Source organism: Streptomyces sp. UH6, from assembly GCF_013421635.1.
Classification (GTDB): Bacteria; Actinomycetota; Actinomycetes; order Streptomycetales; family Streptomycetaceae; genus Streptomyces; species Streptomyces abyssomicinicus.
In genome coordinates, this window is sequence record NZ_JACADT010000501.1 from 1 (window position 1) to 4,097 (window position 4,097).

General features: G+C 73.6%; 6 protein-coding genes. All 6 read left to right on the top strand.

What is annotated here, in order from left to right; all coding sequences use genetic code 11:
- Position 1 precedes the first annotated feature (1 nt).
- Positions 2–730, top strand: a complete 729-nt coding sequence (locus HW445_RS20800; protein WP_257231198.1) for an aspartate dehydrogenase domain-containing protein — start codon at positions 2–4, stop codon at positions 728–730.
- On the top strand, positions 727–1,548 hold the full coding sequence (locus tag HW445_RS20805; RefSeq protein WP_308799595.1) for an alpha/beta fold hydrolase: 822 nt from the start codon (positions 727–729) through the stop codon (positions 1,546–1,548). Before HW445_RS20800 ends, HW445_RS20805 begins: the two co-directional genes overlap by 4 nt.
- A gap of 51 nt (positions 1,549–1,599) precedes the next feature.
- Positions 1,600–2,121 carry a cupin domain-containing protein gene (locus HW445_RS20810; RefSeq protein ID WP_180222498.1) on the top strand — a complete coding sequence of 174 codons (522 nt, stop codon included), beginning with the start codon at positions 1,600–1,602 and terminating at the stop codon, positions 2,119–2,121.
- Positions 2,114–2,866, top strand: coding sequence for an SDR family oxidoreductase (locus HW445_RS20815; protein WP_180222499.1), 753 nt, complete (start codon positions 2,114–2,116; stop codon positions 2,864–2,866). Before HW445_RS20810 ends, HW445_RS20815 begins: the two co-directional genes overlap by 8 nt.
- Positions 2,867–2,887: 21 nt before the next feature.
- Positions 2,888–3,658 (top strand): SDR family oxidoreductase, encoded by a 771-nt coding sequence (locus HW445_RS20820; protein ID WP_180222500.1) that lies wholly within the window; start codon positions 2,888–2,890, stop codon positions 3,656–3,658.
- Between the two features lie 35 nt (positions 3,659–3,693).
- Positions 3,694–4,097: thiamine pyrophosphate-binding protein (locus HW445_RS20825; RefSeq protein ID WP_257231199.1), on the top strand; the 404-nt coding region annotated here is incomplete at its 3' end.

Below are 4,097 nucleotides of genomic sequence, written 5' to 3' on the forward strand. Positions count from 1 at the left end.
GCTGGCCGCCGGTGAGGTGCCGGGGGCCGAACTGACCCGTGTGATCGACAACCGGCCCCGGCCGGACGCCGCCGCCCCGCAGTGCCCGATAGCCGAGGCGCTGGAGGTCTGCGACCTGATCGTCGAGGCGGCCGGACAGGGCTTCGTCCGCGAGTGGGGCGTCCGCATCCTCGCCTCCGGCACCGACCTGCTGGTGGCGTCCACCGGCGCCCTCACCGACGACGCCCTCGCGGCGCAGCTGCACGCGACGGGCCCGGGCCGGGTCTATTTCACCGGCGGCGCGGTCGGCGGCCTCGACCTGCTCCAGGCGGTGCGCGGCCTCGGCGAGCTGACCGAGGTCCGGCTCACCACGACCAAACTGCCGGGCACCCTCGAACAGCCGTGGATGGACGAGGAACTGCTGTCGCGGCTGCGCGGAGCCACCGGGCCGGTGGAGGTCATGTGCGCCACCGCCCGCGAGGTCCCGGTCAGGTTCCCCCGCTCCACCAACGTGGCCGCCTCGGTGGCCCTCGCGGTGGGCGACCCGGACAAGGTCGAGGTCCGCGTGGTCGCCGACCCGGCGGCCACCCTGACCCGGCACGTCGTCGAGGCGTCCGGCCCGCACGGGCACTACCGCTTCGAGGTCAACCACGCCCCCGACCCCGCCAACCCCGCCACCAGCCAGGTCGTCCCGCACGCGGTGCTGCGCGGCATCGGCGCCCTCACCGGACGGAAGGGACAGATCCTGTGACCCGGACAGCGACGACCCGGACAGCGACGACGCGGACGCCGGTGCACGTCGAGGAGGCCGGCGAGGACGGACCGCTGGTGCTGTGCCTGCACGGCATCGGCTCCTCCTCCGCCTCCTTCGCCGCCCAGCTCGAGGGCCTCGCCCCGGTGGCCCGGGTGGTCGCCTGGGACGCCCCGGGCTACGGCAGGTCACCCGATCCCGACGGCCCGCTGACCCTCGACGACTACGCGGACACCGCGGCCCGGCTGATCGCCGAACGCGGCGGCAGCGCCCATGTCGTCGGCGTCTCCTGGGGCGGCGTGATCGCCATGCGGCTCGCCGTGCGCCACCCGGAGCTGGTCGCCAGCCTGGTGATCGCCGACTCCACCCGGGGCTCCGGCGCCGACCAGGAGAAGGCCGCCGCCATGCGGGCCCGCGGCGGGCAGCTCGCCGAGGCCGGCCCCCGGGCCTTCGCCGAGCAGCGCGCCCCCCGCCTGCTCTCGCCGCAGGCCACCCCCGAGCAGGTGGGCAGGGCCGTCGACATCATGGCCGACGCGATCCGCCTGCCCGGCTACGCCCACGCCGCCGAGTCCATGGCCGCCACCGACCTCACCAGGGAGCTGGAGAGCATCACCGCGCCCGCCCTGGTGCTGTGCGGTGAGGACGACCGGATCACCGGGATCGAGGAGAGCCAGGTCATCGCCGGCGCGATGCGGCGGGGCGTCTTCGTGATCATGACCGGCGCGGGCCACCTGGCCAACCAGGAGCAGCCCGCCGCCTTCAACGACTGGGTCCGCGCCCATCTGCGGATCGCCGCGCGGCTCCCCGAGTCCGACTGACCCCCACCCGACCCCCACCTCCCGCACCGAACACCGCGAACAGGAGCAGTCATGCCTCTCACCACCACCGAGTACGACAACGGCGGGGACCTCGCCAAGTACACCGACCAGCTCATCGCGAGCAAGGACTCCCGCGACCCCGACTGGGGCACCCTCTCCTTCCAGGAGAAGGCCGGCCCGCAGTACCGCCGCGCCCAGATCCGCTACGTCGGCTCCGGCGCCACCGGCAACCACGAGGACGACTCCCGCATCATCCCGTCCGGCGGCTTCACCTTCTCCAACATGCTGCTGCCCCCGGGCGCCGAGGGGCCGGCCCACACCCACCACGACGTGGAGGAGGCGTTCTTCGTCCTGGAGGGCCAGGTCCGCGTCGGCATCCACCGCGGCGCCGACGAGGTCGAGTACCGCACCCTCGGCTACCGCGACATGATCGTCGTCCCGGCCGGCGTGACCCGCTCGCTGAAGAACGAGGGCGACACCGACGCGCTGTTCTGCGTGATCATCGGCACGCAGAAGCCGCAGGTGCCGACCTACCCGGAGTACTCGCCGCTGTACGGCGTCACCCGTGACTGAGCGGCGCACCGTCGTCGTCACCGGCGCCGGCCGTGGCCTCGGACTGGCCACGGCCCGCCGGGCCGGCGCCGACGGATTCCACGTCGTCGTCGCCGAACTCCGCGAGGAGTGGGGCGAGAAGGCGGTCGCCGAACTCCGCGGCGAGGGCCTGGCGGCCGACTTCGTCCGCTGCGACGTCGGCGACCCGGCGTCGGTGGCGGAGATGGCCGCCGCCGTCGGTGGGCTGACGGGCGGCACGCTGTACGGCCTGGTCAACAACGCGGGCCTGGCGGACGCCGTGGGCGGGCGGTACTTCCACGAGATCGAGGTCGAGGACTTCGACCGCATCATGACGGTCAACGCCCGCGGCCCCTGGCTGGTCGCCAAGGCGCTGCTCCCGCTGATCCTCGCGAACGGCGCCGGACGCATCGTCAACGTCGCCTCGGACGCCGCCCTCTACGGCTCCCCGCGCCTCGCGCACTACATCGCCTCCAAGGGCGCCCTGATCGCCCTCACCCGGGCGATGGCCCGCGAGACCGGCGACCACGGGATCACCGTCAACGCCGTCGCCCCCGGGCTCACCGAGAGCGAGTCTTCCGAGCGGATCCCCGAGGAACGGCACACGCTCTACCGGCTCAACCGGGCCATCTCCCGCCCCCAGCAGCCGGACGACCTCACCGGACTCATCGCCTTCCTCCTCTCCGAGGAGTCCCGCTACCTCACCGGCCAGACCGTCGCCGTCAACGGCGGCTTCACGATGCACTGACCTTCTCCAGGAGACAGCACGATGGATCTCGGACTCACCGGCCGCACGGTGCTGGTCACCGGCGGCAGCTCCGGCGTCGGCCTCGCCACCGTCCGGATGCTGCTCGACGAGGGCGCCCAGGTCGCCACCTGCGGCCGGCGCCCCGAGGCCCTGGAGCGGATCGGCCCGCACGAGCGGCTGCACACCACGGTCTGCGACATCCGCGACGCCGAGGCCGTCGCCCGCATGGTGGACGGCGTGCGGGAGCGGTTCGGCGCGCTGGACGGCCTGGTCAACAACGCCGGGCAGTCCCGGATGAAGCCGTTCGCCGAGTGCACCACCGAGGACTGGCGCGACGAGCTGGAGCTCAAGTTCGACGGCGTCCTCAACCCCCTCAAGGCGGCCCTGCCGCTGCTGAGGCGCTCCGACGCGGCCGCCGTCGTCAACATCAACGCGGTGCTCGCCAAGGAGCCCTCGCCCCGCCTGATCACCACCAGCGCCGCCCGGGCCGGCATCCTCAACCTCTCCAAGTCGCTCTCCCGCGAACTCGCCGCCGACGGTGTCCGGGTCAACTCCGTCTGCCTCGGCCTCATCGACACCGGCCAGTGGGAGCGGCGGTACCGGGCCGCGGAGACGGACCGGAGCTACGACGCGTGGCAGGCCGCCCTCGCCGCCGACCGGGGCATCGCGCTGGGCCGCCTCGGCCGCGCCGAGGAGGTCGCCTACGCCGTCACCGGCCTGCTCTCCCCGCGCGCCTCCTACATCACCGGCATCAGCGTCGACGTCTGCGGCGGCATCAGCCACGCCGCCTGACCCCCCGCGCCCCACCAGCCCCAGGAGCCCCACCCATGACCACGCCCAACGGCGGCGACCTGCTGGTCGCCACGCTCCGCGCGCTCGGCGTCGACACCGTCTTCGGCATTGTCAGCGTGCACAACCTGCCGCTGGTCGAGGCCGTCGACCGCGACCTGCGCTTCGTGCCCGTGCGGCACGAGGCGAGCGCCGTCAACGCCGCCGACGCCTACGGCCGCGCCCGTGGCACCCTCGGCTGCGCGCTCACCTCCACCGGCACCGGCGCCGGGAACGCCGCCGGCTCGCTGATCGAGGCCCTCTCCGCCGGCACCTCGGTCCTCCACATCACCGGCCAGATCGACAGCGAGTACCTCGGTCAGGGCCGTGGCTTCATCCACGAGACCAAGGACCAGCTCGGCATGCTGACCGCGGTCTCGAAGTACGCCGCGACCGTCACCGA

Coding starts and splice junctions, on each gene's coding strand:
- HW445_RS20810 (WP_180222498.1), top strand. CDS start 1,600: ATGCCTCTCACCACCACCGAGTACGACAACGGCGGGGACCTCGCCAAG.
- HW445_RS20820 (WP_180222500.1), top strand. CDS start 2,888: ATGGATCTCGGACTCACCGGCCGCACGGTGCTGGTCACCGGCGGCAGC.